Below are 24,879 nucleotides of genomic sequence, written 5' to 3'. Positions count from 1 at the left end.
GCGTGCCATTTGCGCCGCGCCGGTTGACCCGTTAAGCCCGAGGCAGGATGGACATGCCCCGCGACATGCAGGCCGAAGACCTGGCCGCCGCCTCGGACGAGGTGGTTCTTGCCCGCTATGCGGCGGGCGATCCGGTTGCGGCGCGGGTTCTGACGCTGCGGCTGGTGCCGCGGGCGCTGGGCTATGCGGGCCGATTGCTTGGCGATGCGGCCGAGGCCGAGGATGTGACGCAGGAGGCGATGCTGCGGCTGTGGCGGGCGGCGCCGGGCTGGCGCGCGGGAGAGGCGCAGGTGTCCACCTGGCTGTACCGCGTGGTGACCAACCTGTGCACCGATCGGTTGCGGGCGCGGCGGCGGCGGCCTGCGGCGGCGCTGGACGAGGCGCCGGAGGTGCCGGATGGCGCCAGGGGGGCCGAGGCGGGGATGATCGAGGCGGATCGCCTTGGGGCCTTGCAGGCGGCGCTGGCGGCGCTGCCGGAGCGGCAGAGGCAGGCGGTGGTGCTGCGGCATATCGAGGGGTTGGGTAATCCCGAGATCGCCGCCGTGATGGACATCGGCGTGGAGGCGGTGGAAAGTCTGACCGCCCGCGCCAAACGGGCGCTGACGGCAATCCTGTCGGGGCGGCGCGAGGAGCTGGGTTATGACGGCGAGGAATGACGGGATGACGCGCAAGGACGGGGGGGCGGCAGAGGGGGGTCTGGACGATCTCTTCGCTGCGGCACGGGCTGCGACACCTGCGCCTTCCGAGGCGCTGATGGCGCAGGTTCTGGCCGATGCTCTGGCCGAACAGCCACGGGCGGCGGCGGTTCCGGCCTCGCCCCCGGTTTTCGCGCCGGTCCGGCGGCCGGGCCGGGCGCTGTGGGCGCGGCTGGTCTGGGCGCTGGGCGGGGCCGGGGCGCTGGCCGGGATGGGGACGGCGGCGGCGGCGGGGCTTTACATCGGTTTCGCACAGCCGTCCGGGCTGGCGGGACTGGACGAGGCGATGCTGGGCGCGCCGCTGGAGACGGTGGAACTGATCCCCGGCGTCGATGCCTTTCTGAGCGGGAACTGAGCGATGACCGGGACGGATGACATGGCGAAGGCGGGTGGGGTCGGGCCGGGCGGGGTGGCGCCGTCGCCCGAACCGCCGCGGGAGAAGGGCGGCGCGAGCCGCGGCATCCGGATCGCGCTGGGGGTTTCGCTGGCGCTGAACCTGCTGGTCATGGGCGCGGTGGCGGGGGCCCTGCTGCGGGATGGCCCGCCGCGCGAACGTCTGGTGCGCGATCTGGATTTCGGGCCTTTCACCGAGGCGCTGTCGCCTTCGGACCGTGAGGCGCTGCGTGAGGATTTCGTGTCGCGAATGCCCGATCTGCGCGACACGCGCCGTGCCATGCGGGCGGATCTGGATGACCTGCTGGTTGTCCTGCGGGCCGAGCCTTTCGATGTGGACCTGGCGCGGCGCGTGATGCAGGGCCAGCGGGAGCGGATGGAAGAGCGGATCCTGCTGGGGCAGGATCTGATGCTGGAACGGCTGGCGCAGATGTCGCCAGCGGCGCGGCAGGGCTTTGCCGACCGGCTGGAACGGCGGTTGCGGCGCGGGCCACTGACGGAAGGCGAGCGCCATGACCGTGGCGGGGCGGCCGAAGGCGAGGGCCACGGGCAGGGGCGCGACGAGGCTGGCGACTAGGGGCGGGCGACTAGGGGCGGGCGACTAGGGGCGGGCGACTAGGGCCGGGCGAGGGGCGGGTCAGCCTGACGGGGGGCGGTGGTCGCCGCGCAGCATGTCGATATCGCCATGCGGGAGCGGACCCTTGTAGAGCAGCGCCTCGTTCCTTGCGACCCAGGCGAGGATTTCGGCCACCACGTCGAAGACATCCTCGGGGATGAAGCCGTGCAGTTCGGCATCGGCATAGAGGTGGCGGGCGAGCGGGACATTGTGGAAGATCGGGACGCCGGCGCGTTCCGCCTCGGCCCGCATATCCACGGCGAGGGTGCCCGCGCCCTTGCCGCTGACCACGGGAAGCGGGGTTTCGCCGGGCTTGTAGAGCAGGGCGATGGCAAGATGGGTGGGGTTGACGATCAACGCGCTGGCCTTGCGGGCCTGGGAGGGGCCGTCGCTCATCACCAGTTCCATGGCGACCTGCTTGCGGTGACCCTTCACATGGGGGTCGCCTTCGCTTTCCTTGTATTCGCGCTTGATCTCTTCCTTGGACATCATCAGCGATTTGGTATGGGCGTAGCGCTGATAGTAGAAATCCGCGACGCCCACGATCACGAAGGCCACGGCAGAGATCAGCAGGATGCGGCGGGTGACGCTGTCGGTCACGGTGGCGATGCAGTCCATCCCGCAGGAGACGGCAGAGATGAAGGGACCGATCGCCTCGTTCAGGACGTAGTAGAGCAGGACCGTCAGGAAGACGATCTTGAGGATGGATTTGAGCAGTTCCACCAGTTGCTTGCCCGAGAAGATGCGCTTGAACCCGCCGATGAGGGAGATGCGTTCGAGTTTCGGCTGGACCGCCTCGAGCGAGGCGAGGACGCCGAACTGCATCATGTTCGAGGCGATGGCGAGGAAGATCACCGTGGCAAGGATCGGCAGCGTTATCGCGACGCCCATATCCCAGGTCAGGGCCAGCCCTTCGCTGAGCGAGACGTTTTCGCGGCGGGCGGCGATGGCGGCGATCTGGTCGATCAGGACAATGAGGCGGTTCCAGATCACCCCGCCCATGGCGAGGATCACGGCGATGGTGCCGAACATCGAGATGGTGGTCACAACCTCCTGGCTGCGGGCGACCTGGCCCTTCTGGCGGGCGTCGCGTTCCTTTTTTGGTGTCGGCTGTTCGGTCTTTTCGCCGCCCTCGCTCATCCTGCGTGACCTTTCGCGGGGCTAAAGACGGAGAAAGCCTTCGGCCGGCGGGTCGTCGCGGCCGAGTTCGTCTTGCAAGAGGCGGATGCCTTCGCTGCGCCAGAAGTCGAAATAGAGCGAGACGTCGATGAAGCGGAGTTGAAACTGTTCGAGCGTCATTTCGCGCAGGTCGAGGACATCGCGATAGCCGAGCGCGCCATCCTCGCGCAGGCACATTGCGCCCATGCCGGTTTCCAGGCCCTGAAGATTCGCTTCCAGCAGGCGGCGGAGCAGGCGGTCTTGCGGCAGGTCGTCGGGCAGGGTGAGGGCGGCGAAGATCGCGAGCGTATGGGCGTCGATCTCGGTCAGGGAAAAGGGGAAGGGCATGTCGAACAGGTATTCGGCATCGCCTTCGGCGGTTGTGCCGAGCGTCGAGAGGCCGAGTTCCGCGATGAGGAAGCTGATGGCGTCACGGGCCAGCATCGTATTTTCCTTCGTCGGTCCGGGCCGGGATGTTCTGCAAGGGGATCATGTCTGCGGTCCGTCCTGTGGCCCGAAACCCGGCAGGCCGAGGGTGGAGAGGACGGCATCGAACCGCTGGTCGAGGCTGCCTTGCAGCGGGGCGAGTGCGGTGGCGAGGTCGGGCGACAGCCGATCCGTGCCGGTTTTGCCAAGGAGGGCGTGGAGGGAAAGCACTGCCGCGTCGAGGCCTTGGGGACTGTCGGGCCGGCCTGCGAGGCCGAGGAGTTCGGGCAGGAGGGCGCGCTGGAAGATCACCTCGCGGGCGAGGGAGCGGGTCGCCTCGGCCCGGTCATCGCCGGAGAGACCGGCGGTGACCTTCTCCGCCTCGGCGCGGAGGCGGGTCAGCACGGGCTGCGGCAGGTGGTCGACGAGGCCGCCGCCTTTGCCTTCCGCCCCGAAGAGTTGGTCGAACAGGGAGGCGGTCAGGTCGGTGACGCGGCGAGCATCGTCAGGGCCCATGCTGCGCAGCGAAGGATCGGCGAGGGGTGTGGGGCCGGAGGTCGGAAGGCTGCGGAGGAGATCGCCGACCGGCAGATCCCGGCGCAGGAGATTGGCGATTTCCCCGCGGCTGTCGGTCTGGCCGGGGCCGGAAGGGCCGGAGGCGACCTGACGCAGGAGCGCGGCAAAGCCGAGGGTGCCTGCGGTGAAACCGGGCCAGAGCCGGGAGAGGCGGCTGCTGCCATCGGAGAGGCTGTTGCGGAGGTGATCGAGCCGCCGCCCGGCCTCCGTTCCGCCCGAGGGTGCCGTCTGCCCCGGGCCGAGGCGGGTGGTGAGGCGGCCCCTTTCGGTGCCGTCGCGCTGTGACAGGATGCTGTCGAGCGCGAGGTCCGGCCGCCCCGGCGCACCGCCGATCGCGGTGCTGCCCGTGGTCGGGGGAAGGCGGGGACTCTCGGGGCCCTTGATGTTGCCGGTCACGGATTTACCCACTGCTGAACGCGCATGGTTGTTCCTGCCACCTTGCCGCCGGGGAATGGATTGCCCTGTGTCATATGATATGGGTCACAGCCGCAAACCGGGGGGAAAGGCCTCTCCCCCGGTCTGCCCGTGTCGCATGACACGCTGGACCAGCGCCTCGGCCCCGTGGCGGCGCCAGTCCGCGGCGGCGTAGAGGAAGGCTTCGACCGCCTCGGCGATGCGGGCCTCGCCGAGGGTGCGGATGTCGAGGCGGCGGCCCAGAACGATGCCGGGCCGATCCGCTTCGAGGGCGAAGCGCAGGCCGTGGAAGCGGGCGTTCCAGCGCATCAGCTCTGTGATCAGGGCGGGGGAGAGGTGGTCGTCGAGTTCTGTCAGGCGGGCGGACAGTTCCAGTTCGTATTCGTCGGCCTGGCGGAGGAAGATCGGCAGGACATCGGCCACGACGATTTCGGCAAAGCCGTCGGCATTCGGCTGGATCTGCGCGAGACCCAGCCTGTCGGCCACTGCCGCGAGGGCGGCATGCATCGTTCGCATCGGGCCTTCCTTCAGTTCAGGATCGAGCGCAGGATTTCGGTCATCTTCGTCACCGTTTCTGTCGCCAGTTCGTAATGTCGGTTCTTTTCCTTGGCGACCCGGTTGATCGCATCCATCCGCGCCTCGCTGTCGGCGCTGAGGACCTTGGATATCTTGGAAAGGTCCTGCGAGAAGAGATCCCATTCCTGCTGGGTATAGGCGACCAGAACGCTGCTTGCGGCAGGGTTGGTGATGGGAAAGGTCGGCCGGGTGGAATTGGTTTCGCGTTCGATGGGCAGAAAGCTGTTGCCATTCGCCGGGGCGAAGGTGCGGTCGAACATCGAGACGACCAGCAGGTCCTGTGTCGAAAGGTTCAGGCTGGCGGTGTTGGCGACGTTCATGAAGGACTTGCGTTCGACGGCGTCGGGGTTGTTTTCGTTGTCCTTCTGGAATTGCGTCGGATCGAAGCTGCGGATCGTGTCATTCACGAATTGCTGCATCTTGGCATAGGCTTCGAGCAGGGATTTGGTCTGGTTCAACTCTTCGCTGCGGGCCTGGGCATCGGCTTCGTCGGAATAGTTTTCCTGGGTCTGGAAGAGGAAGACCATGAGGGGCGTATCGACGGCGCGGTTCTGGAAGGTGCCGTCGAAGACGATGACGTCGTTGGTGGCGAGGATGTCGCGCTGACGCAGTTCGGATTGCAGGAAAATCTGGAGCGCGCGGTTGATGCCGGCGAGATTGTCGATGCTGTTGACAGAGGTGGTGAGCCGGCTGGTGGCATCGGTGGTGCCGGGCGGGGTGACGGTGGAATAGGACTGGAGGCGGGTGAAGCGGGTGTTCAGGTCGGCGACCATCTGGCTGATGACGTCGGGGTTGAAGACGGCCATCCGGTCCAGGCGGCGGCGGAGCGAGGCGATCTGGTCGAGGAACAGGTTCGGGTAGAGCGCGGCGAGGTTTTCGGCGGTGATGGTTTCGTTGCGGCGGGTGGGATCGGCGGCGGCGAGGACCAGGGTTTCGAACGGGGCGAGGATCTCTGTTTCGATGCGGGCGCGCGCCTCATCCACCGTGGCCGGGGGGGCGGTGCCGCCGCTGGCGGCGAGGTTGAAGATATCGTCGGCAGGCCAGAGGCCCATCGGATTGGCATGCAGCTCGCGGAAGGCGGGGAGCATGGCCAGCCGTTCCTGATCGGCGAGAGCAAGCCGGGCGATTTCGGTTGGCTGGAGGGTGGCGATGCGCAGCACCTGCTTGCCATCGGCAGTGAGGAGGAAGGTTTCGTTCTGCGTCGGATCGACCGACGTGCCGAAGGTGAGGAGGCGCAGATCGCCCGCCGTCCAGTTCGGGGCCTGATCCTTGAGGTATTGCACCTGATGCGCGCTGTGCCAGTTCAGGAAGGAGGCGAGGCTGGGGCTGGCATAGTCTGCGGGCAGCGGCAGGGCCAGTTGGGTGAGGCCGTCGAATTCCGGAAAGATCGCGGCGGCATCGTCCAGCACCTTCTGGGCCATGCCGTTGGCACCTTCGGAGAGGCGCGTGTAGGGGCGCGTGTCCACCCCGGTGATCCCGAGGGCAGAGGCGCCGTTGAACCCCATCCGTTCCCAGAGCGTTGAATCGGCGGGCATCGCGTCACATCCGGCCGATGGACATGAGCATCTCGTTCATCTTGCGCAGGGCGTTGGTGCCGAGATCGAAGTGGCGGTTGCCCTGCTTTGTGTCGTTTTCGATGTCGTTCTGCTTGAGCTGGTTCTTCTGGTTGAGGATGGTGACGGTATCGGCAAGCTGGGATGACCACTTGTCCCAATAGTCGCGCCGTTGCAGCGCGAGGCTGCCATAGCCTTCATTGGTGTCATCCGAGAGGTTGGTGCGTGGCCGGGTCGCGCCATAGAGGAGTTCTATCGGGTGGGCCTGATAACGGCCACCGTCGCCGGAACCCCAGGAATCGTTCGAGAACATGCCGACGATCCGCATTTCTTCCGCGGTGAGCCCGCCCGAGCGGACGAAGACGTTCGATTCGTCCGGGGCGAAGTAGTTGTAAACCTCGCCGTTGATGGAATCGTCTGCATCGTTGGATTCGATGTAGCCGGGATCATCTCCCCTGAACTGGTAGATCCGGCCGTCGCCGATGCGGGCATTGTCTTCGGTTCCGGCGAGCATGTACCAGTGATAGGCAGGGGCGTGATCGAAGCCGTCGGAGTCGTTCGGCGGGGTGGTCCAGACAGACCAATTGGCCGAGGAATTCGCGAAGAACGTGTACTGGATGTAGTTGTTTCCCGAACTGTCCCGCGCGGATTGGGCCGCAGCATTGGCCTGGACATTGCCATTGGCCTGCGCGCCGAGGTTCATGAAGCGCCGCTCTTCCGCGGCCTCCTTGGGGTTGTAGGCCTTGAGCGTTTCATTCACGAGCCGCTGGATGATCGCGTAATCCGACAGCAGGCGGTGTAGCTGTGCCATTTCTTCGGTGCCGGCATCGCCGCGGGCCTCGGCCTCGGCCTGGTAGAGAAGCTGAAGCTGGTAGATGAGTTGGGCGGCATCCATCTTCGGGTCGTAGATGCCGGTGGTGCGGCTGATCGCGTCGCGCCGCAACTGGGCGCTGAGGATTTCCCGTTCGGCGCGCATGAAGGCCTGATAGCCGGACCTCACGGTCTGAGAGTTGTCGGAGGAGATGGCCCAACCCCTGACATCGCTTTCGAGCACGGCTTCCTTGTAATCGTCATCGCCCCGGTCGTTGACGAATTTGGTTTGCAGGGTGAGTTCGTCTTTGACTTCGCTGAAGATTAGGGCGCGTTTGAAGCGTTCGGACAGGGCGCCAATCTCCGACTGCATGTTTTCGACGGCGACGAGGGAGGCATTGGCATAGCGCCGAGCGATCAGGTCGAGCTGGCTGTGGAAGACGGCCCTGTCTGCATCGGACATCGTATAGGCGGGCGGCAAGGGGATCGTGGTCGGGGGCGTGCCGATCAGGCTGCGCAATTCGGCGATGGCGCTGTTGACGGTATCGCTGCTGCTGCCCTTGATCGCCAGGCCCAGAGTCGTGCGGACGAAATCCATGAAGGGCTGCACTGATTGCAGACGCTGCTGGTCCGTCAGAGACAGCTTCTGGTAATCGGCCAGGGTCAGGCTCATGACGTTGAGGACGGTGCGGTTGTCGCTGAGCAGGATGTAATAGGCATCGGGCGGCGTCCCGGCGGTGGGCGAGGCCGGGATGGAGACGAATTGCGACCCGTTCGGAAGCTGAGAGATATACCGGGCCTGAAACAGCGAATGCCAGCTTGAGAACTGCGCGAACTGGGTGGAGACGAGCGTGTTGTACTGGGCGAGCCGGTCGGCATCGGTGAAGTCAAGGGTCCAGGGATAGACGGTCCGCGCCGAGGAGAGATAGGTGGTGGGAATGGCCCCCGCCGTGGTGCCGGGAAGCTGGCCCATCGGCCCGTCCTCAAGGTCGCCGAGACTGTCGAGGGTGATCACGCTTTGCTGCGGCGTCTGCCGGTTGGGATTGGACCAGAAGGTATCGGTGGGCATGTTCCTGTTCCCCCTAAAGCCGCAGGATGCCGCGCCGGGCGCGGGCGGGCGCGGGTTCGTCCGAAAGCGCGAAATCGCTGCCTGACGGCCCGAATTGCGCCACGACCCGCCCCGCGCCGGGGGCGGAGGCCCCGAAGTGGCGCGGGATGAGATCGGCCGGATCGGGTTCGCGCCCGTCGCGCAGGGCCTTGAGCGCCGCGTTATAGGCCAGTTTTCCGGCGACATAGTCGCCCAGGTCGGTGACCCTTTTGTCGAATTCCTCGAGATCGGAAGAGGCGGCCATGCGGGCGAGCAGCATTTCGGCATGGCTGTCGCCGGCAAGGAAAGGATGGGCGGCGAGGTCGAGGAACAGGCTGTGGATCTGGCGAAAGAGCGTGTCCCAATCCGACGGGAGGACGCGGCGGCGTTCCCGGTGGATCCGGGCGATGGCGTCGCCCAGATCGCGCACGACAGCCTCCACCTCGGCCAGGCGGCGGTTGGCGGCGGCGAGGATGGGATCGGGCTCTGCTGCCGTCACAGGCCGACCCTCAGCCTCGGTTCGCCCGCCGTGGCGAAGCTGCCCGCCGTTTGCATCCCCAGACCGCGCGTGAGGTTGTTCAGCAGATCGGCCACGGCACCCAGGACACCGGCGATCATGCCGGCAAAGGCGATGGCGCGGGCGACGGGGGCGGAAAGCTGGCCGAAACGATCGGGGGTGGACTGGGTCTGGTTCAGCCCCGCGCCGCTGGTGTGCAGCACGACATCGGAACCAAGCTGCTGTTCGCTCAGCGCGGCGCCGAGCCCGACCAGGGCGCGGGCCATGTCCTGAAGGAGGGTTTCGAAGAAGTCGCCTTCCACGGTGATCTGGCCCGCGTCGCGGCCCATGTCGCTGCGCGTCTTGCCGGAGGTGACCAGCATGAGTTCGATGGTGCTGGAGATGAAGGCCTCCATCAACCCGCCCGTGATACGGATGACCTCCTGGCTGGCCTTGCGGGACTTGTCGGCGGCGGCGATGTTTGCCTCGGCCTGCTTGATGGTCTCGGTCGCGGCGTTGATCCGGGTGTCGAGCGTGTCGATCTGGGTTTGAAGGCTCTGGTTCGCTGCGTTTTTCTGGCCGATCTGATTTGCCAGGGAGGTGGTTTCGTCGTCGATCTGCTTGATCAGATCGTTGAGCACGATGGAGCGCGCGTCGATTTCGCCGATGCGGGCGTCGATGAGGGCGATGGCTGCTGCGTTCTGCACCGGGTTCAGGTTGAGGGCGAAACGCTGGTTTACGAGTTGCTGGCGTTCCGATGCATTGTTGTTGTTTTCCGTCTGGAGGGGCTGCCGTTCCGAACTCAGGGAATTGATCTGGTTGGTGAAGGTCTTGATGTCATTGTTGTTGTCGGTCATCTGCTGTTGCAGTGAGCCGCGCTGCGATTGCAGGTTCGTGCGGGTGGCGGTGGCTTCGTCGCGGATGACGATTTCCCGCGCCTCGATGTCGTTCTGGTTGCGGATGTTCTCGTTGTTGATGTCGATGGTCTGGCCCCAGCGGACCATCTGATCGAAGGCTGCCAGCGCCTCGCCCAGGCGGCCGCGGAAGCGTTCGGCCTTGGCCAGGTCATCCAGTTCGGACAATTCGCCGAGCGTGTCCTTGAGGGCGCTGGAGATGCGGGCGAAGAGGATTTCGAGGTCGCCTGCGCTGCTGGGCGGGGCAAGGCCGAGGGCCGAGGCGCGGGTCAGGCCGGCGAATTCGAGATTGTACTGGGGCAGGACGGTCCCTGTCGTGCCGGTTGCCGTCGTCCCCGTCGTGGGGAGGACGGTCTGGGTGGGAACGGTTCCGCCCACGCCGGATGTGATCTGTATCGACACTGGTCAACCTCCGAAAGCGGCACGTCTGGGGCGACCATAGGGGCGAAACCCGGTGCCGCCTGTAATGAACGTCACTCTTGATCCGGTACGGGCGATCCGGGTCCGGTCAGGGGCCCTGGCCCGTCCGGCCCTGCCGGAGGTAGAAATCCAGCGCGGCCCGTCCTTCGGCATCGAGTTCACCATGCAGGGCATAGGTCGCGCGGGCTTGCAGGAAGCTGCGCATCCGGACGCGGGGATCGGCCTTGCGCCCTTCGCGGAATTGCGGCGGGTCGATCCGGTCGAGCTGTGTCAGGATCGCCAGCACCTCGGCATGGTTGCCCAGTTCGTTTTCCACCACCGCCTTGGCCATCAGAACCTCGGTCGTGCGATGGCCGAGCGCGAGGAGCGCGTCGAGCAGGGTGCGCGCCTCGGCATGGCGGAGATGCTGGATGCGGACGAGGACGGCGAGGAGAAGGTAATCCACCTGCTGGCGCGGAATGGAGATGCCCGCGCCGGTTGGCACGGGGAGCGGGGGGGCGGTCGGGTCCGGCTGATCCATGCCCGGCGACGCAGTCAGGGGGTGGCTGGGGACCACCCCCTTCATCCTGCGCGGTGCCCTTGGTCAGGCGACGTTGCGGACGATGGCCTTGAGCGTGTCGGACACGCTCTTCATGATGTTCGTGCGCAGGTTGGTGACCGCCGACCAGGTGTTCATCGCCATCTGCATCGCATACATCTTTTCGGTATCCGACAGGTTCGCGTTCAGTTCGATTTCGCGGATGTCGTTCTCGATCTCGCGGATCTGGGTTTGCAGATATTCCTGGCGCCAGATCAGATCGAAGCCGTCATAGGTTTCATAGCTGGTGCGCGAATAGGCCACGGGGTTGGTGGCGAGACCGCTGCCCGGTGCGGCATTCCCTGTCAGGTTGATGAAGTTGGCGGTGGTGGTCATGTCAGTCTCCGCTATGGGTCAGGTGGATGAGTATGCGCTCGGCCGCGTCGATGGCCGCAAGCGCGTGCCTGGAGCGCATGGAGTCTTCGGGGGGCAGGCCGTCGTCGATCTGCGCCGACACGGCCTGACGAAGAGCGATGATCCGCCCGGCGGTCATGCGCAGGACGCTGGTGCCATCGGGGCCGAACAGCCCGTCTTCCAGATCCGTGAACACCACGCCGTCGGTCATGCCGCCTCCCAATCACGCAGGGTTACTATGACGTTACGCAGGTGGCTGGCCTGTGCCGTTTGACACCTCTGGCCGGCGTCAGGCTTCGGAGAGGGTCAGGTTCCGGAGCCGGTCTTCATCGAGGACGATGATGTGACGATCCTCGAGCGCGAGGATGCCTTCGTCATGCCATTTGCGGAGCATCTTGTTGACGTTCTCGCGCGTGCCGCGCGCCATGGAGCCGAGGTCGCGCTGGGTGACCACGGGACCGAGGCAGCGATACATCGCGCCGCGGAAGCGTATCTCGTTTCCCATCAGGTCGAGCAGGCGCAGCAGGGAATGGGAGAGGCGCTGCATCAGGACGGGGCGGTAGAGGGCGCGGGTGAATTCCATATGGTCGCGCAGACGCCGCCCGATCAGGCGGGCGACATGGCCCTGCATCCGGGCCGCCGGAGGCGAGGTATCGTTCAGCCAGCCGAGGTTGAGGACCATCACCTCGGTCTGGGTGGCGGTGAAGGCGGTATCGACGAAGCCTTCGCCATCGAAGGCCCCCGCCTCGCCGAAGGAGCGCCCGGGCGGGACGATGGAGTGCAGCGTGACGACGCCATCCTCGCCGATATAGGAGAGGCGGACATAGCCGCGGGTCAGGAAATAGATGCAGTGCGTGGGATCATTCTGGAAATAGATGACGCTGTTGGCCTGGAAGTGCTGGGCCGACATATGCGGGCGGATGAAATCCACCACGTCCCGGCCAAGTGCCGAGAGCCCGATCAGGGCGATCTTGGAATCGTTTACATACACCCGAGGAACCACACACTCGCTACAGGGTGCAGCCTATTTCAGAATGGTTGCATTCTCAAGGATATCGAAGGGATAGGTTGGGCGAATTCCGCAGATGTCATGCAGTTTTCACCTGCCGGAGCGCATCGGCCGCCGAAGGGCGGGGCGACTCGCGGGGATTTGCCATTTTGTTAACTATTGTTAATGACTTGCGCGATGCGCGGCGTCAGCCGACGATCCTTGGGAATTCATCGAAAAGCTTTAATGTATAGTTGAGCATCTGCGCGCCGAGGAGGCCCGACATGGCGACGATGGTCACGGCGACAGCTATCAGTTTGATCGCAAATGACAGGGTCTGTTCCTGCACCTGCGTCAGCGCCTGGATGAGGCTTACGACGATGCCGACGATGGAGGCCACGATGATGGGCGGCATCGACAGGATCATCGTGAGCATCATGGATTCGGTCAGGTAGAACAGCGCGTCTTCGGAGGACATTTCCGGCTCCTACACATAGGTCATGATCAGGCCGAGGATCAGCCGCGACCAGCCGTCCACCATGACGAAGAGAAACAGCTTGAAGGGCAGCGAGATGGTCATGGGGGAGACCATCATCATCCCCATCGCCAGCAGGATGTTCGACACGATCAGGTCGATGGCGATGAAGGGCAGATAGAGGAGGAAGCCGATCTCGAAGGCCTCGCGCAGTTGCGAGACGACGAAGGCGGGCAGGATGATGGCGAGATTGTCCTGCGTGGCATAGGCAAGGAGTTCGGGCGGCCAGATCTTTTCCGCCGCCTCGACGAAGAAGGTCAGTTCGCGCTGATCGGCATGGAGCTGGAGCCAGGAGATGAGCGGCACCTTGGCGGCGGTATAGGCTTCCTGCACAGCCTCGACACTGTCGAAGCTGTAATTGCCGGCGACGAGGATGTTGAAGGTTTCCACGATCACGGGCGCCATGATGTAGCCCGAGATGATCACTGCCAGCGCGTTGAGCACCATGTTCGGCGGGATCTGCTGCACGCCAAGCGCGTTGCGCACCAGAAGCAGGACGATGGAAATCTTGATGAAGGAGGTCGCGACCACCGCGATGAAGGGAACGAGTCCCGCGATCACGAGGCCGAGGATAAGGTTCAGCGGATCAATCATCCGGGGCACCCTTGCATCATGCCAGACCCCTGCTGTCAGCCGCCGAACAGCCGCGCGATGCGGATGGCGGGCTGCCCCTCCACCTCGACGACATGGCCGTCGCCGATCTGTCGGCCATTGGCGAGGATGCGGACCGGTTGCCCGGCAGTGGCGGGGACCGGATCGAGCGGCAGATGCGCCCCCGGGGTGAGGGTCTGGAGATCGGCCAGCGTCAGCAGGTGATCGGCCAGAACGAAGGAAAGGCGGATCGGAACCTCGCCGAGATCGGTGGCGGTCTGGTCGGCCAGCGGGGGGGCGGGGGGAAGGTCGTCGTTCATGGCGAGGGGGCCTATGGTCCAGCGGGTGCCGTCATGGTGAAGGGCGAAGGCGGCCTGGGGTGCGTGCAGCACCGGGGCCGCCGTGGCGAGGAGAAGGATGTCGCCGGGAGAAAGGCTGCGCAGGCGCGCCAGTGCGAGGTCGCGCCCGGCAAGGCGCAGCGTGCAGGGCAGGGTGATCCGGGCGGCCAAGGCATCGGGCAGGGGGCGGTGCGGCGCGGCGGGAAGAAGGTCGAGCAGCAGGGTGGAGAATACCGCGCGATCGGCCTGAAGGGCGATTTCGGCGGGTTCAGGCCACAGACCTTCGAGCCGGAGGAGGAGCCGTTCCTCGCCCTTCATCTGCGCGGCCTCGCTGCGGGTGATCGACCGGAGGCGGGCGCGGGCGGCTTCGCCCGCCTCTGCCAGAAGCAGGTTCAGAGCATGAGTCAGGATCGCCCCGGAGAGGTCGGGCGGCAGGCGGGAGAGGGCGGCCATGTCGAGCCCGCTTTGCGTCATCGCCCCAAGCGGCAGGTGGCGGAGTTCGGCAAAGATGGGGCCGGCGGCGGTGTCCAGAAGGAAGACGGGTCCTGTCTGCGGTGGGTCTTCGGCGGTGACGACCAGCGTGGCGCGGCCGCGCCGGGGCAAGGGGATGCCGTCGGCCATCACGGCCACTGCCGTGTTCCAGAGGCGGAGCGGGTCGATGGGGAGGCGGGCCTCGTCTCTCATTCCAGGCGCCCCTTCGGCATCAGGGGATTGAAGGGGCGGTCGGTTTCGGCGCGCGGATCAGCTGTGTCGCCATCCTCCAGCGCAAGGCGGACGGAATGCCGGGGCTGGCGCAGCGAAAGCGCCTGGCCCAGCAGGGCGAGCTGGGCCTGCATCCCGGCCGCTGCGGCGGTTTCGGCCTGCATCCCGATGCTGACGAGGAGGACGTCGCCCTGAAGCTTTACGCTGACCTCGGTCACGCCAAGGACATTGGCCGGAAGGCGGACCACCATGGCTTCGCCCTGACGCAGGGATTGCGCGCCTTCGGCGCCGCGCAGATAGCGGTCGATCCGGTCGGCGATGCTGTCCACCGGGGCGCGGGCGGGTTCGGCGGCGGGGAGGGAGGCGGGGGAAAGCATGGGAAGGGGCGGCAGCGGCGGCGGTGCCGCGGCAAGGGCGGGCAGGTCTTCCGGCCCGTCCTTCACGGTGGGACGGGTCTGGGCCATGGCCTTTTGCAGGGCGCGTCCGAAGCGGTCATCCTGTCCGGGATTGCTGTCGCGGGCCTGGCCGTGCCGGGGGTCGCGCCCTCCGGGCGTCAGGGCGGTTCCCAGATCGGCCTGACCTTGCGGGCTGCGCGCCGACTGCGGCGAGGCGGGTGGGGTGGGGCCTTGAACGCTCATGCCGCCACCTCGGGCGGAGGGGTGCCGGGCCGCGTGCGGGGACGGGAGAAGGCATCCTCGATTTCGGCCTCTTCGCGGGCAAGCTGATCGGCGGCGAGCGCCTCGGCCAGTTCGCCGGTGACGGTGCCGATCTTTTCGCTGTCCTGCTGGCGCATCCGCAATTCGTTGCGGGCGGCCTCCAGCGCCTGAGCGCAGCGCTTGACGTGATCGCGGGCGCGGTCGCGGCGGTCTGCGAGTTCCTGATGCTGGCGGTGGAGGGCGAGGACGTTTTCCTTCACATCCTCGATGGCGGGCATCCCGACGGTCTGGCCCAGAACGGGCCGGAAGAGGGCGCGTTCGCGGGCGGGCAGGGTGGCGCGGCTGTCGGACAGTTCGGCTTCGAGCGCGGCAAGCCGGTCTTCGGCCTCGCGCAGGATGAGGCGGGCCTTCTGAAGGGCGCGGAGGGCCTTGTCTTCGCGCAGGGCCTTGACCTTGCCCAGGATGCGGAACTGGCCGATCATCGCGTGAGATCCCGCAGTTTTTCGAGCGTCGACTCGAAGGTTTCAAGCTGCGTCGTCGGCTGGCGCAGGAAATCGCGGATCGCGTCCTGCTTGGCGATGGCGAGGTCGGAGCGCGGGTCGGACCCTTTCTGGTATTCGCCGATCTTCACCAGAAGCTCTACCTCGGCATAGAGCGCGAGCCATTCGTTGACCTTGCCCGCCATCTGCACATGGTCGCGCGAGGCGACCTTGGTCATCACCCGGCTTTTCGAGGCGAGGATGTCGATGGCCGGGTAGTGGTTCTGGGCGCCGAGTTTGCGCGACAGGATGATGTGGCCGTCGAGGATGGAGCGGGTTTCGTCGGCAACGGGTTCGTTCATGTCGTCGCCTTCGACCAGCACGGTGTAGAGTGCGGTGATGGAGCCCTTGTCGTTCATGCCGACCCGTTCCATCAGGCGCGGCAGATTGGCAAAGACCGAGGGCGGAAAGCCACGCCGCGTGGGCGGTTCGCCGGCGGCGAGGCCGATTTCGCGCTGGGCGCGGGCGAAGCGGGTGACGCTGTCCATCAGGAAGAGGACCTTCTTGCCCTGATCGCGGAAGTATTCGGCGATTGAGGTGGCGACGGAGGCAGCCTTGGCGCGTTCCATCGAGCTTTTGTCGGAGGTGGCGACGACGATGACGGATTTCTTCAGGCCTTCGGGTCCGAGGTCATGTTCGATGAATTCGCGCACCTCGCGGCCGCGTTCGCCGATGAGCGCGAGGACGGTGACATCGACATCCGCCCCCTTCACCAGCATGGCGAGGAGGGTGGATTTGCCGCCCCCGGCGGCGGCGAAGATGCCCATGCGCTGCCCCTCGCCGCAGGTGAGCAGGCCGTCGAGCGCGCGGACGCCGAGCGAGAGGGGATGTTCGATGATCCGCCGTTTCATCGGGTCGGGCGGGGATTGATAGACGGGATAGTGGGCGTCGGGAACGAAGGGATCGTCCCGGCCATCGACGAAATTGCCAAAGCCATCCAGCACGCGGCCGCGCAGGCCTTCGCCGACGGCGACGGATTGCACGCGGCCGGTGGGGATGACCTCGGTCGTGGGCGAGACGCCTTGGGTATCGCCGATGGGGGCGAGCAGCGCCTCGCGCCCGAGGAAACCCACCACCTCGGCCGCAAGGCGGAGGTCGGTGTCGCGGTTGTAGAGATGGACGAGTTCGCCGACCTGCACCGCCGGGGCATTGGCGTGGATGATGGTGCCGACGACCTTTTTCACCCGGCCGGTGACGCGGTAGGGCGCGAACTTGCCGGCATTGCCGGCCAGCCGGTCGGGGATGGCGTCGATGCGGGACGCGAGCAGGGCGTTGGCCGCATCCCAGCCGGGGGAGAGAGGGGGGGGCATGCCGGAGGGACCGTCCATCCTAGGCCCCGCCCGGCGTGCCGCGCAGCAGGCGGCCAAGCTCTGCCAGCGTATCGTTCAGGATCGAGGTGACGGTGCCGAGTTCGCTTTCCAGGCGGACATCGGGCGGGGTCAGCGCCGGATCCGCGATCAGGTCGATCGACTGGATTTCGGGGTACTCCGCCATGAGGGCGGGCAGCGCGGCACGGATCGCCGCCTCGGCCTGCGGGGCGACGAAAAGCTGGAGGCGCCTTTCGCTGCGCAGCGAAGCCATGGCGGAGCGGACGGTATCGAGGGCGAGTTGCCGGTCGTCGAAGGAGAGGACGATGCGCTTGACGCAGGCGGCCACCACATCGGCAAGGTCGATCTGGATGCGGTCGAGGCGGGCGTCGAGGTCCTGCCGTGCCTGATGCATCCAGGCGGCCCCTTCGGCCTGGGCCTGGCGCAGGCCCTCGGCATGGCCGCGGCGGCGTTCTTCCTCTCTGGCGGCGACGGCATCGGCGCGGATCGCCTCGGCCTCAGCCCGGGCGCGGGCGAGGATGCGGTCGGCATCGGTCATCGCGTCGGCCAGGGCGGCCGGGATGATGCCGTCCGGCGCGGCAAGGCCAAGGCCAAGCGGGCGAAGGGCGAAGACCTGCGTCATGCCAGCGTCCCCCGCAGGGCGAGGATGGCCCAGGCGGCTTGGGCCTGACGGTCGGTCAGGGGGATGGGATCGGGCAGGTCGGGGCGGCGCAGGCGGTAGAGGCGGAAGAGCCAGGGATGCGCCCGGGCGACCAGGGCGCCAGACAGGGCATAGCCTGCCGCCAGCGGATCGGTGGCCGTCTGCGCCAGCGGGTTTTCCATCAGGGCCCTGGCAAGGAGGGGGGCGCGGCGCAGGCCGAAGGCCATCGCCTCGGCCCCGAGGCGGGCGGCGAGGCTGTCGCGGTCGCTGCGCAAAAGGGTGCGGCGCAGCCGATCGGCCCAGAGCGCGGCGCCAAGGAAGCGGGCCACGTCCAGCAGCCGATCCTCGGGTTCGGTGAGGAGCGCGATGGCCAGCGCGACCTCTTCCTGAGAATGCGGCTCGGCGAGGAGCGTCGCGGCCCCGTCAAGCGCGACGAGGCCGGCCTGTCCGGTCAGCCAGTCATTGAGAAGGGGGCGCAGGACCGGGCTTTGGGCCAGTTCCGCCCGAAGTTCGGCAGGAAGGCCGCCATCGCCGGGAAGCCAGGCGGCCGGATCGGCCAGCCATTCGGCGAGGCGGAAAAGCCCGACGGCGGGGGGATGGTCAAGCGGCATGGGGCTTTCCCCCGGTCATGAGGGCGGCGGCGATCATTCGGCGGGTTCCTCGGCCGCGGCGCTGCGGCGGGCCTTCCCGAACCGGTCGAGGCCGAGCCAGACCGCCGCGCCGAGGGCGGCGACGAGAAGGCCCGCAAGGCCGCCGAACCAGCCCCAGAAGCTGGCGACCGATCCCATATGGACCTGCACGCCGGGCAGGACATCGCGCAGCGTCGCCTCGCCGCGATCCGAGGCGATCGCAGGGGGGCGGGCTTCGACGAGGATGACGGTGACGGCGTCGAAGGTCAGCCCTTCTATGGAATTCGCCACGAGGCGGCGGATCTGCGGGGTGAGGTATTCCAGATCATAGCCTTCGCGCGTGCGGATGAAGACGGCGGCCGAGGAGGGGGCGGCCGGTTCCCCCAGCGCCGGTTCCTCGGGCATCACGATATGGACCCGCGCGACGAGGACGCCGTCGATTTCCTGGATGGTGCGGGCCACCTCTTCGGAAAGGGCATAGACGTAGCGCACCCGTTCCTCGAAAGGCGAACTGACGATGCCGGAACGGGCGAAGACGGCACCGATGGACTCCCGGGCGCCGCGCGGCAGGCCGTTGGCGTTGAGGATTTCCAGCGCAAGCTGCACGTCGGAATTGGAGACATGAAGGGCAAAGCCTTCGTCAACGGCGACCTTTTCGGCCTGCACGCCACCGTTGAGGAGGACACTCATCATCTCGTTCACGTCACGTTCGGGCAGGCCGGAATAGAGTTCCGACTGACAGGCCGCCAGCAGCAGGACGGAGGAAAGCAGGACAGCGCGGTGCAGGCTGCCGGTCAGGCGACGGGTCACGGTGGATCACTGCCCCTTCATCAGGCTGTCGAGCGCCTGCGTGGACTTGCCCGCGAGTTTCGATGTCACGTCCACGACCAGAGAAAACTCCACCAGTTCGGCCTGAAGCTGCATCATCGCGATGGAGTCATAGGGGGTGGTCATCGCGGAGCGTTGGGCGACGCCGTCAAGCTGGCTGTCGAAGAGGCCGCGCAACTGGCCCAGACCTTCGAGGATGGTGGTGCCGGTGCCGGGCGCGGAGTCGGTTTCGCCGTCGAGTTCCAGACCCTGCACCGCACGGTTCGCGGCATTGGCGTTGTCGGCGGGCGTGGTGGCATCCGTCGCGCTGCCGAGCGGATCGAGCTGCGCGATGCGGACCGGTGCCTCGACCTGGGTGGTGCGGGTGGGAAACCCCGCCTTTTCCAGCGCCTGCTGGAAGCGGTCATATTCCGCGGGCGGCACCTGCATCGGCACATTGCCGACCTGCCCCGTTTCAAGGACGCTCCAGAGATGCGTGCCGGTTGTCGGTGAAATGCCCATCGGAACCTCCATACCCTTTACATCAGCCGCTCCGCCGGACCGGCGGCGCGGGCGCGACCCGCGTCAGCCCTTTGCCGCGCCTTCCGCGATTTCCATCACCGCCATCCCGGCCCGCATGAAGCCGAGATCGCCCAGAATTTCCTGCGCCATGCGCCTGTCGCCCGCCCGGCCATGCGCCAGCGCGCGGAAGGCGAGGACGGATTCGGTCTGCGGGGCGTTGCGCAGCATTTCCGCCGCCTCGGCCGGGCGGCCCTGCGCCAGTTCGGACAGCGCCCCGCCGACATGGCCCGCCTCCAGATCGGGGCGCTGGAGGCGCAGGAAGGCGAAGATCGCGGCGGCATCGGCCGCGCGGCCACGGCCGATGCCGAGAAAGCCGATTTCGGCCAGCAGTCGCAGATCTTCGGTCCCGATGCGGAAGGTCACGCAGCCACCCCATGCCTGTGTTTTCCGGAGGCCTGTCGCGGCCCCGCTTGGCCTTGGTGTGGCACAGTTTTTTCCGTCGGCGTGTGACAACCAATACCCCGCGGCAGGCGGCTTGGGGTCATTCTGGCGGCAAAGATGCCGATTCACGCGCCCGCGCGGATCGTTGTGCGGGAGTGACGGGTGACAGGTTTCCTTACCAAGATGTCGAAGCGGCAGGACCTCGTGCTTGCCATCCTTCTGGTCTGCATCGTCTTCATGATGATCATGCCGCTGCCGACGGCGCTGGTGGATTTCCTGATCGCCATCAACCTCTGCCTTGCGGCCGTGATGCTGATGGCGGCGATCTATCTGAATGACATCGTGGCCTTTTCAGCCTTTCCGTCGATCCTCCTTCTGTCCACGCTGTTCCGGCTGGCGCTGTCGATCACCACGACGCGGCTGATCCTGCTGGAGGCGGATGCGGGCCATATCGTGGAGACCTTCGGGAATTTCGTGATTCAGGGGAATTTGGTCGTCGGGATGATCGTCTTCCTGATTTTGACCATCGTGAACTTCATCGTGATCACCAAGGGATCGGAACGGGTGGCCGAGGTTTCGGCGCGGTTTTCGCTGGATGCGATGCCGGGAAAGCAGATGTCGATCGACAGCGACATGCGGGCCGGGCTGATCGACCTTGAAACCGCCAAGGCGCGGCGTGCGAAGCTGGAGAAGGAAAGCCAGCTTTACGGGTCGATGGACGGGGCGATGAAGTTCGTGAAGGGCGATGCCATCGCGTCCATCATCATCATCTTTGTCAACCTGATCGGGGGGATCATTGTCGGCACCTCGCAGAAGGGGATGACGATGGGCGATGCGCTGGACCGCTATGCCCTGCTGACGATCGGCGACGGGCTGGTGAGCCAGATCCCGGCGCTGTTCGTGTCGATCACGGCGGGGTTCATCGTCACCCGGATCGCATCGGATGACGAGTCGAAGAACCTTGGCACCGATATCGGCGCGCAACTGGTGAATGAGCCGAAGGCGCTCATGATCGCGGGGTTCATCCTGTTCTGCTTTGCGCTGGTCCCCGGGTTCCCGCCCTTGACCTTCCTGTTCCTTGCCGCAGTGACCGGTCTTGGCGGATGGTATATCGCGCGAAAGCGCAAGGCCCGGGCGGATGAGAGCGAGGGCCGCAGCATGCCCGCGCTGGCGGCGGCCGGGTCGCCCGCGCTTGCGATGCCGAGCTTTCCGGCCAATGACGATGAACCGGTCGAGAAGGTGGAACCGGTCAGCTTTGCCCTGACCGTGCCGCTGATCGTGGATATCTCGTCCAGCGTGCGCGGCTATATCCAGCCCAAGCGGCTGGATGCCGAGGTGGCGAAGGTCCGGCGGGCGCTGTATTTCGATCTGGGCGTGCCCTTCCCCGGCGTTCACCTGCGGCTGAACGATACGCTGGAAAAGGACCAGTACCGGATTCTGGTGAACGAGATTCCGGTCGCGGTGGGCACGGCGCGCCCCGGCCATCTTCTGGTGCGCGAGACGGTGCAGAACCTTGAGATGTTCCAGATCCCGCATGAGCGGGGCGAGGATTTCCTGCCGAATGTCCCGAGTCTCTGGGTGCCGGCCAAGCACGAGCCGGTGCTGCGCAACGCGGGCATCCAGACTTTCACCCTGCCCACGATGCTGACCTATCACCTGGCGCATACGCTCAAGTCCCATGCGGGGGAATTCGTCGGGGTGCAGGAAACCATGTTCCTGATGAAGCAGATGGAGACGAACTTTGCCGAACTGGTGCGCGAGGTAACGCGGACCCTGCCGGTGATCACCATCGCGGATGTTCTTCAACGGATGGTTTCAGAGGATATCTCGATCCGCGACATGCGGACGATCCTTGAGGCGCTGGTGGAATGGGGGCAGCGCGAGAAGGACCCGATCCTGTTGACCGAACATGTCCGGTCGGCACTGAACCGCTATATCACGCACAAATTCTCGGGCGGGCAGAGCGTGCTTTCGGCCTATCTGCTGTCCAAGCAGGTGGAGGATGAGATCCGGGGCGCGGTGCGGCAGACGAGCGGCGCCTCCTATCTTGCGCTGTCGCCCGAGGCGCATCGCCGCCTGATCGCCGCGCTGAAGGAAACGATCGGCGATTTCAGCCGTCATGCGATGAAGCCCGTCGTCCTGGCCCCGATGGATATCCGGCGGTTCTTCCGCAAGATCGTGGAGCGCGACTTTCCCGATCTGGCGGTTCTGTCCTTCCAGGAACTGACGGCGCAGGTGAACATCCAGCCTCTGGAACGGATCGAGCTGCGATGAGGCGGGGGGCTGCCATCGTCCTGTCGGGGATGGCGGTGATCTTCTACGGGATCGGCCTGGCGCTGATGCCCGAAGCGCTGGCTGCTGCGGCGCGGATCGCGGAGCTGGCCGCCCTGCCGGGGGGGGCGCTGCTCCTGTTCGTGCTGTCCGCAGCGGTGCCGCCGCTTGGGGCGGTGGCGCGGCTGCTCTGCGGGCTGTGGCCGATCCTGGTCTTTGCCCTTGTCTGCGGCAGCACGGGGTTGCGGGCCGAGTATCTGGCGGGGTTCGGGTTCTGGCCCTTCGTCGCGGCGGCAACCGCGGCGGGCTTGGCCTTGATGCCGGGATCTGCGCGGCATCTGCCGACGCTGGCGCTGTTTCCCTTTGCGGCGGTCCTTGCCGGCTGTCTCTGCGCGGCGCTGGTGTTGACGGCGCCGGGGCTGGCGCGGCTGCTGGCCTCGTCGCCCTATCATTTCGTCATCACGCTTGCGCTTGCGGCGACGCTTGTCGCCCTGGCGGATGCCGCGACGGGCCACCTGTCAGCCCCGCGGGAACGGCTGATCCGGGCGCTTGTGGCGATGCTGCCGCTGCTGGGCTTTCTGGGCACGATCGCCGGGCTGATCGAGGCGCTGGGCAGCCTGCCGGATGTTTTCGCTGCGGAGGGGCAGAGGGAGGGCGCGCTGACCGAGGTGATCGCAGGGCTTTCGACGGCCTTCGAGACGACGCTGGTCGGTCTGGTGGGCGCGGCAGGTTGCAGCTTTCTGCTGGTGCTTCTCGTGGATCGCGAGGCGGCGCGGACATGAGTCTTGGCGGCGCGGGGGAGGAGATCGGGGCGACCGACCTGTTCTTCAGCCTTGCCGCCGTTCTGATCGTGCTGCTTTGCATCACATCTCAGGCCTTGCGCGGGACACTTGCCGCAGAGACCGAAGCGGAGATCGGTGCGCAGATCGGTGCGGCGCCTGTCTCGCTGGTGTTGGCGCGGGCGGAGGAGGTGGTTCTGCGGCATGGCGACGGCGCGCCGCTTCGCGTGCCGCTGGATGCCGTGCTGGCCGGCGTGGTGGAGGATTGGGCGCGGGGGGTGGACGGGCAAGTCTGGGTGATCATCGCCGAGGATGCGGCGGATAGTGCCTTTCTTCTGGACACCGCCCTGTCGCGTGCGGGTTTGGCCGAGATGCGGCGGGTGCGCCTGGCAGGACCTTGCGCGCGGCCAAGGCTGGTGGCCGGGGGGGTGGCCTGCGGTGGATGAGGAGGCGCGGGGTGCCGTAACGGCCGATATCGGCGCGAATCTGGTCGTGGTGCTGGTGATCCTTCTGATGGCGGCGGGGCTGTCCGGCGCGGCGGGCCGCGCGCCTGGGGCGGCGCGGGTGATCGCCGCCGATCTGGCGGTGCCTCTTTCGGGGAAGGCGCAGAGCGATGCGCTGTTTCTGCGGCTGCGACCCGATCCCGAGGTTCTGGTGGTGGAACTGACGGCGGGCGGGGCCTTTGTGCCACGGGCGGACGGGATGGCGCTGCTGGCCGACCATCCCGAACCCTGGCCGGGCCGGGCGGTGGTGTTTGTCTTTTCGGCTAAGCATCATGCCGCGTTCCGCGCGAAGGCCGCAGAGCGCGGCATGCAGGTGACGGAGGTGACCGTGCCGCAGGTTCTGCGGCGCGACGTGCCGCAAGACGGCGTATCAGCCTTTAGCCCCGCCTTTCTGGCGATACGGGCGGGGCGCGACCCGGCGTCGATCCGCCCGCCGCTGCTGCGGTTGCTTCAGGCGGGGCCGGTGGCAGGTGCTGCGGGCGGGGTGGAGGTCGAGGCGGCGGGGCAGTCGGTATTGGCCCGCTGGATGGCCGGGCTGCGGGTCCTGGGGAATGCGCTGTGCCTCGCGCTGTCGGTCTGGCTGCTGTTTGCGGTGAGGCGGCGCTGGCGATGATCAGAGTTTCAGCCGATGCCGCCGGCCACCCAGGCCGGCGGGTTGCCCTTCGGTTTCGACCGCCACCCTTTCGAGGAGGGCCCTTTGTTCTGCGGTCAGGTCAAAGGCCAGTTGCATCCCTTTCACCAGCGTATCCATCGCCACGCCGAAGAGTGCGAAAAGGCCGAGGATGCTTTCCTTCTCTTCCCGAAGGCTGCGCGACAGGCGTTTCTTGACCAGCAGCAGGAACCCGAAGAGCGCGGCCATCCTCGCCAGGAATTCGGCGGTTTCCTCAGGCGTCATCTGCGCAAGCTGACTGCCGGCGAGGCGGATGGGCTGCGACTCGGGGGAAAGCGGGTCAAGGCGCAGGGCAGGGGGCCAGGACGGGCTCATCGCCGCGTTGAAGATCACGAGGGCGGCGGCAGAGGCCCCTGTTCCGCCGAGGGTGAAGGGGAAGGCGCCGTAGGACATCGCCTCGTCCAGAGCGGCGGGAAAGGCGGCCTTGAGGTGGGACGGGGCCGCCGGGCCGGGATCGGGGGGCGCGGTTGTGGCTGGCACGGGTGCCGTGGTGGCGGGGCGGGCGGGTCTTTCGGACGCATCCGGCCGATCCTCGCCGGACAGGGGGGGAGGAGTGAGGGCAAGGCCGGATTTCGGCGAGGCCGGGTCGGACAGGCCGGAAAGCCGGGGCGAGAGGGGGTGCGGGGCGGCAAGCCCGGTGAGCCCCGGATCGGTGGCGGGAAGGGTGGCTGCGTTCAGGACAGCGGCGGCTGCGCCCGACGGCGGCGGGGAGGCGGGTGACTGTCCTTTGGCGGCCGGGACGGGAAGGTCGGGCGGGGTGTCGGCCTGCGGTGCGAAGGCGCGGGCAATCTCGGCTGCGGCGGCGGCGCGCAGGAGGGGGAAGAGGGTCGCTAGCACGGTGGGCACGGCCCTTCCGCCGGAGATCCGCCCCTGCC

31 protein-coding genes are annotated in these 24,879 nt (G+C 66.8%); 7 read left to right on the top strand and 24 right to left on the bottom strand.

What is annotated here, in order from left to right; translation table 11 throughout:
• Positions 1 to 47: 47 nt before the first annotated feature.
• Genes C0V75_RS18195 through C0V75_RS18185 form a run of 3 tightly spaced genes read left to right on the top strand, consistent with a single transcriptional unit; the run spans position 48 to position 1,665 of the window.
• Entirely contained in the window at positions 48 to 656 is a 609-nt protein-coding gene (locus tag C0V75_RS18195; protein WP_101922384.1) for an RNA polymerase sigma factor, read from the top strand.
• On the top strand, positions 640 to 1,050 hold the full coding sequence (locus C0V75_RS18190) for a dihydroorotate dehydrogenase (protein WP_254216518.1): 411 nt from the start codon (positions 640 to 642) through the stop codon (positions 1,048 to 1,050). The genes C0V75_RS18195 and C0V75_RS18190 overlap by 17 nt, the downstream gene beginning before the upstream one ends.
• A 3-nt stretch (positions 1,051 to 1,053) precedes the next feature.
• Positions 1,054 to 1,665 (top strand): periplasmic heavy metal sensor, encoded by a 612-nt coding sequence (locus C0V75_RS18185; protein ID WP_101922382.1) that lies wholly within the window; start codon positions 1,054 to 1,056, stop codon positions 1,663 to 1,665.
• Positions 1,666 to 1,725: 60 nt separating this feature from the next.
• On the opposite strand, the gene sctU is transcribed toward C0V75_RS18185, so the two are convergent.
• The 23 genes from sctU to C0V75_RS18075 form a co-directional block, all read right to left on the bottom strand.
• Positions 1,726 to 2,844 carry a type III secretion system export apparatus subunit SctU gene (sctU, locus tag C0V75_RS18180; protein ID WP_101922381.1) on the bottom strand — a complete coding sequence of 373 codons (1,119 nt, stop codon included), beginning with the start codon at positions 2,842 to 2,844 and terminating at the stop codon, positions 1,726 to 1,728.
• A gap of 21 nt (positions 2,845 to 2,865) precedes the next feature.
• Positions 2,866 to 3,306, bottom strand: coding sequence for a CesT family type III secretion system chaperone (locus C0V75_RS18175; protein WP_101922380.1), 441 nt, complete (start codon positions 3,304 to 3,306; stop codon positions 2,866 to 2,868).
• A gap of 45 nt (positions 3,307 to 3,351) precedes the next feature.
• On the bottom strand, positions 3,352 to 4,260 hold the full coding sequence (locus C0V75_RS18170) for a hypothetical protein (protein WP_101922379.1): 909 nt from the start codon (positions 4,258 to 4,260) through the stop codon (positions 3,352 to 3,354).
• An 84-nt stretch (positions 4,261 to 4,344) separates the two neighbouring features.
• Complete coding sequence (locus C0V75_RS18165; RefSeq protein WP_158241877.1) at positions 4,345 to 4,794, bottom strand: type III secretion system chaperone; 450 nt, start codon at positions 4,792 to 4,794, stop codon at positions 4,345 to 4,347.
• 11 nt (positions 4,795 to 4,805) lie between these two features.
• Positions 4,806 to 6,389 carry a hypothetical protein gene (locus C0V75_RS23065; protein WP_158241876.1) on the bottom strand — a complete coding sequence of 528 codons (1,584 nt, stop codon included), beginning with the start codon at positions 6,387 to 6,389 and terminating at the stop codon, positions 4,806 to 4,808.
• 4 nt (positions 6,390 to 6,393) lie between these two features.
• On the bottom strand, positions 6,394 to 8,286 hold the full coding sequence (locus C0V75_RS18160; RefSeq protein WP_101922378.1) for a hypothetical protein: 1,893 nt from the start codon (positions 8,284 to 8,286) through the stop codon (positions 6,394 to 6,396).
• Between the two features lie 13 nt (positions 8,287 to 8,299).
• Positions 8,300 to 8,803 (bottom strand): hypothetical protein, encoded by a 504-nt coding sequence (locus C0V75_RS18155; RefSeq protein ID WP_101922377.1) that lies wholly within the window; start codon positions 8,801 to 8,803, stop codon positions 8,300 to 8,302.
• The gene (locus C0V75_RS18150; protein ID WP_143710449.1) at positions 8,800 to 10,116 is read right to left on the bottom strand and encodes a hypothetical protein; all 1,317 of its coding nucleotides are present in this window, start codon (positions 10,114 to 10,116) and stop codon (positions 8,800 to 8,802) included. The genes C0V75_RS18155 and C0V75_RS18150 overlap by 4 nt, the downstream gene beginning before the upstream one ends.
• A gap of 106 nt (positions 10,117 to 10,222) precedes the next feature.
• Positions 10,223 to 10,654, bottom strand: coding sequence for a hypothetical protein (locus C0V75_RS18145; RefSeq protein ID WP_158241875.1), 432 nt, complete (start codon positions 10,652 to 10,654; stop codon positions 10,223 to 10,225).
• Positions 10,655 to 10,717: 63 nt separating this feature from the next.
• Positions 10,718 to 11,047, bottom strand: coding sequence for an EscF/YscF/HrpA family type III secretion system needle major subunit (locus C0V75_RS18140; RefSeq protein ID WP_101922374.1), 330 nt, complete (start codon positions 11,045 to 11,047; stop codon positions 10,718 to 10,720).
• A gap of 1 nt (position 11,048) precedes the next feature.
• Entirely contained in the window at positions 11,049 to 11,276 is a 228-nt protein-coding gene (locus C0V75_RS18135; RefSeq protein ID WP_101922373.1) for a hypothetical protein, read from the bottom strand.
• Positions 11,277 to 11,354: 78 nt separating this feature from the next.
• Positions 11,355 to 12,056 carry a Crp/Fnr family transcriptional regulator gene (locus C0V75_RS18130; protein WP_101922372.1) on the bottom strand — a complete coding sequence of 234 codons (702 nt, stop codon included), beginning with the start codon at positions 12,054 to 12,056 and terminating at the stop codon, positions 11,355 to 11,357.
• Between the two features lie 205 nt (positions 12,057 to 12,261).
• Complete coding sequence (gene sctS, locus C0V75_RS18125; RefSeq protein WP_101922371.1) at positions 12,262 to 12,531, bottom strand: type III secretion system export apparatus subunit SctS; 270 nt, start codon at positions 12,529 to 12,531, stop codon at positions 12,262 to 12,264.
• Between the two features lie 9 nt (positions 12,532 to 12,540).
• Positions 12,541 to 13,182: a type III secretion system export apparatus subunit SctR gene (sctR, locus tag C0V75_RS18120; protein WP_305791150.1), complete on the bottom strand. Its 642-nt coding sequence runs from the start codon at positions 13,180 to 13,182 to the stop codon at positions 12,541 to 12,543.
• A 35-nt stretch (positions 13,183 to 13,217) separates the two neighbouring features.
• Positions 13,218 to 14,201 (bottom strand): FliM/FliN family flagellar motor switch protein, encoded by a 984-nt coding sequence (locus C0V75_RS18115; protein ID WP_101922369.1) that lies wholly within the window; start codon positions 14,199 to 14,201, stop codon positions 13,218 to 13,220.
• Positions 14,198 to 14,857, bottom strand: coding sequence for a hypothetical protein (locus C0V75_RS18110; protein ID WP_101922368.1), 660 nt, complete (start codon positions 14,855 to 14,857; stop codon positions 14,198 to 14,200). Before C0V75_RS18110 ends, C0V75_RS18115 begins: the two co-directional genes overlap by 4 nt.
• Positions 14,854 to 15,357 carry a YscO family type III secretion system apparatus protein gene (locus C0V75_RS18105; RefSeq protein ID WP_101922367.1) on the bottom strand — a complete coding sequence of 168 codons (504 nt, stop codon included), beginning with the start codon at positions 15,355 to 15,357 and terminating at the stop codon, positions 14,854 to 14,856. The genes C0V75_RS18110 and C0V75_RS18105 overlap by 4 nt, the downstream gene beginning before the upstream one ends.
• Positions 15,354 to 16,724, bottom strand: coding sequence for a type III secretion system ATPase SctN (sctN, locus tag C0V75_RS18100; RefSeq protein ID WP_101922478.1), 1,371 nt, complete (start codon positions 16,722 to 16,724; stop codon positions 15,354 to 15,356). The genes C0V75_RS18105 and sctN overlap by 4 nt, the downstream gene beginning before the upstream one ends.
• A gap of 19 nt (positions 16,725 to 16,743) precedes the next feature.
• Entirely contained in the window at positions 16,744 to 17,364 is a 621-nt protein-coding gene (gene sctL, locus C0V75_RS18095; protein ID WP_101922366.1) for a type III secretion system stator protein SctL, read from the bottom strand.
• Entirely contained in the window at positions 17,361 to 17,993 is a 633-nt protein-coding gene (locus C0V75_RS18090) for a hypothetical protein (protein ID WP_101922365.1), read from the bottom strand. The genes sctL and C0V75_RS18090 overlap by 4 nt, the downstream gene beginning before the upstream one ends.
• A 33-nt stretch (positions 17,994 to 18,026) precedes the next feature.
• The gene (sctJ, locus tag C0V75_RS18085) at positions 18,027 to 18,821 is read right to left on the bottom strand and encodes a type III secretion system inner membrane ring lipoprotein SctJ (RefSeq protein WP_101922364.1); all 795 of its coding nucleotides are present in this window, start codon (positions 18,819 to 18,821) and stop codon (positions 18,027 to 18,029) included.
• A 6-nt stretch (positions 18,822 to 18,827) separates the two neighbouring features.
• Entirely contained in the window at positions 18,828 to 19,340 is a 513-nt protein-coding gene (sctI, locus tag C0V75_RS18080; RefSeq protein ID WP_158241874.1) for a type III secretion system inner rod subunit SctI, read from the bottom strand.
• A gap of 63 nt (positions 19,341 to 19,403) precedes the next feature.
• The gene (locus tag C0V75_RS18075; protein ID WP_101922362.1) at positions 19,404 to 19,763 is read right to left on the bottom strand and encodes a hypothetical protein; all 360 of its coding nucleotides are present in this window, start codon (positions 19,761 to 19,763) and stop codon (positions 19,404 to 19,406) included.
• Between the two features lie 180 nt (positions 19,764 to 19,943).
• On the opposite strand from C0V75_RS18075, the gene sctV reads away from it, so the two are divergent.
• Genes sctV through C0V75_RS18055 form a run of 4 tightly spaced genes read left to right on the top strand, consistent with a single transcriptional unit; the run spans position 19,944 to position 23,947 of the window.
• A complete protein-coding gene (sctV, locus tag C0V75_RS18070; RefSeq protein ID WP_305791149.1) occupies positions 19,944 to 22,055 on the top strand; it encodes a type III secretion system export apparatus subunit SctV in 2,112 nt (703 codons plus the stop codon).
• A complete protein-coding gene (locus C0V75_RS18065) occupies positions 22,052 to 22,834 on the top strand; it encodes a MotA/TolQ/ExbB proton channel family protein (protein ID WP_101922360.1) in 783 nt (260 codons plus the stop codon). Before sctV ends, C0V75_RS18065 begins: the two co-directional genes overlap by 4 nt.
• Positions 22,831 to 23,277: a hypothetical protein gene (locus C0V75_RS18060; RefSeq protein ID WP_101922359.1), complete on the top strand. Its 447-nt coding sequence runs from the start codon at positions 22,831 to 22,833 to the stop codon at positions 23,275 to 23,277. The genes C0V75_RS18065 and C0V75_RS18060 overlap by 4 nt, the downstream gene beginning before the upstream one ends.
• Positions 23,270 to 23,947, top strand: coding sequence for a hypothetical protein (locus C0V75_RS18055; RefSeq protein ID WP_101922358.1), 678 nt, complete (start codon positions 23,270 to 23,272; stop codon positions 23,945 to 23,947). Before C0V75_RS18060 ends, C0V75_RS18055 begins: the two co-directional genes overlap by 8 nt.
• Here C0V75_RS18055 and C0V75_RS18050 read toward each other — a convergent pair whose 3' ends face one another.
• A complete protein-coding gene (locus C0V75_RS18050) occupies positions 23,948 to 24,850 on the bottom strand; it encodes a hypothetical protein (protein WP_101922357.1) in 903 nt (300 codons plus the stop codon).
• Between the last annotated feature and the right edge of the window lie 29 nt (positions 24,851 to 24,879).

The sequence above is a fragment of the Tabrizicola sp. TH137 genome (genome assembly GCF_002855575.1).
In the GTDB taxonomy this organism is placed as follows: Bacteria; Pseudomonadota; Alphaproteobacteria; order Rhodobacterales; family Rhodobacteraceae; genus Paragemmobacter.
This window is presented reverse-complemented; position numbering and strand designations above follow the sequence as displayed.